Raw genomic sequence first — 2,372 nt, 5'->3', positions numbered from 1 at the left:
CCTGTGACCTTCAGGTTATGAGCCTGACGAGCTACCGGGCTGCTCCACCCCGCGACGGTCCGGTTGTGCGGACATAGGGTAGATGACATGTGAATGGGTTTTAAGCGTTTCCAGTTACGTATCGTCGCACGGGCTTCAATGCCTGGCGACGACCTACTCTTCCATCGCTTGAGCGATAGTACCATTGGCGCAGGCGGGTTTCACGGCCGAGTTCGGAATGGGATCGGGTGGGACACCGACGCTATAGCCACCAGGCAATGGAGCCGGTGCGACGATACGTTGGGGAATGCTTGGGTACCCCACCGTGGCTTGCGCCTTGGTGGGGTTTTAAAATCGATACCGTGCATGGTTGTGTTTGTAGTGTGACCAATCCCTCGACGGCGAGGGGATTGGCAATCTGGCGTTCGACTTGGGTAATCATCCGCACGCATCGTTGGCTAACTGGGCGGACCCAGTGTTGTCATTGATGGTGTGAGACTCTCAAGCGCGAATAGAGCAATTAGTATCGGTTAGCTCCATGCGTTACCGCACTTCTACATCCGATCTATCAACGTCGTGGTCTCCGACGGCTCTATGAAATCTTATCTCGAGGGAGGCTTCCCGCTTAGATGCTTTCAGCGGTTATCCCGTCCATACATAGCTACCCAGCTGCGCTCCTGGCGGAACGACTGGTACACCAGAGGTATGTTCAACCCGGTCCTCTCGTACTAGGGTCAACTCCTCTCAAATTTCGACGCCCACGGCAGATAGGGACCAAACTGTCTCGCGACGTTCTGAACCCAGCTCACGTACCACTTTAATTGGCGAACAGCCAAACCCTTGGGACCTGCTCCAGCCCCAGGATGTGATGAGCCGACATCGAGGTGCCAAACAACCCCGTCGATATGAGCTCTTGGGGGTTATCAGCCTGTTATCCCCGGCGTACCTTTTATCCGTTGAGCGATGGCCCTTCCACGAGGGACCACCGGATCACTATGACCGACTTTCGTCTCTGCTCGACTTGTCAGTCTCGCAGTCAGGCGGGCTTATGCCATTGCACTCTAACAGACGGTTTCCGACCGTCCTGAGCCCACCATTGCGCGCCTCCGTTACTCTTTAGGAGGCGACCGCCCCAGTCAAACTACCCGCCACAGAGGGTCCCTGTTCCGGCTTACGGAACGAGGTTAGACATCAGAAACAAACAGGGTGGTATTTCACCTATGGCTCCACATCAGCTGGCGCCGATGCTTCAAAGCCTCCCACCTATGCTACACAGTTTCTTCCTAATGCCACTCTGAAGCTGCAGTAAAGGTGCACGGGGTCTTTCCGTCTAACCGCGGGTACTCCGCATCTTCACGGAGAATTCAATTTCGCTGAGCATGTCCTGGAGACAGTGGGGAAGTCGTTACGCCATTCGTGCAGGTCGGAACTTACCCGACAAGGAATTTCGCTACCTTAGGACCGTTATAGTTACGGCCGCCGTTTACCTGGGCTTCATTTCAGAGCTTGCACCCCTCCACTTAACCTTCAGGCACCGGGCAGGCGTCAGGCCCTATACGTCGTCTTGAAGCCGACTTAGCAGAGCCCTGTGTTTTTGCTAAACAGTCGCTACCCCCTGGCCTGTGCCCCCTCAAAGTGCTTGCGCATAGTGAGGGCCTCCTTCTTCCGAAGGTACGGAGGCAATTTGCCGAGTTCCTTCAGGACACTTCTCTCAAGCGCCTTGGTATACTCTACCTGACCACCTGTGTCGGTTTCGGGTACGGTCTATACGGTGGGGCTATTTCCTGGAACCATTTCGAAGCCATCCCAATCCGATAAGGGATGACAACACACATGATCCGTCACACACCACCAGGCCCACGAATATTAACGTGGTTCCCATCGACTACCCCCTTCGGGCTCGTCTTAGGGGCCGGCTCACCCTGCGCGGATTAGCCTTGCGCAGGAACCCTTGGTCTTTCGGCGAGAGGGCATCTCACCCTCTTTATCGCTACTCATGTCTGCATTCGCACTTCCGATACCTCCACGACCCATTACCAGATCGCTTCACAGGCTTACGGAACGCTCCGCTACCGCGTACCACATAAGTGGCACACCCTAAGCTTCGGCACGTATCTTGAGCCCCGTTACATCTTCGCCGCAGGACCTCTTGTTTAGACCAGTGAGCTGTTACGCTTTCTTTAAAGGATGGCTGCTTCTAAGCCAACCTCCTGGTTGTTTTGGAAGTCCCACATGCTTTCCCACTTAGATACGATTTGGGGGCCTTAGCTGTAGGTCAGGGCTGTTTCCCTTTTGACGACGGACCTTAGCACCCGCCGTCTGTCTCCCGCATATCACTCTTAGGTATTCGGAGTTTGGTTAGGTTTGGTAGATCTCGCGACCCCCTAGCCCAT

2 rRNA genes are annotated in these 2,372 nt (G+C 55.1%); both read right to left on the bottom strand.

Annotation, left to right across the window (positions count from 1 at the left end):
* Positions 1 to 140: 140 nt before the first annotated feature.
* A 5S ribosomal RNA gene (gene rrf / locus NLI89_RS21515) occupies positions 141 to 255 on the bottom strand.
* 225 nt (positions 256 to 480) lie between these two features.
* Positions 481 to 2,372 (bottom strand): 23S ribosomal RNA (locus NLI89_RS21510); the annotation flags it as partial.

The organism is Sphingomonas faeni, from assembly GCF_024273235.1.
GTDB lineage: Bacteria > Pseudomonadota > Alphaproteobacteria > Sphingomonadales > Sphingomonadaceae > Sphingomonas > Sphingomonas faeni_A.
Note: the sequence above shows the minus strand (reverse complement) of the source record. Positions and strands in the feature narration are given on the sequence as shown.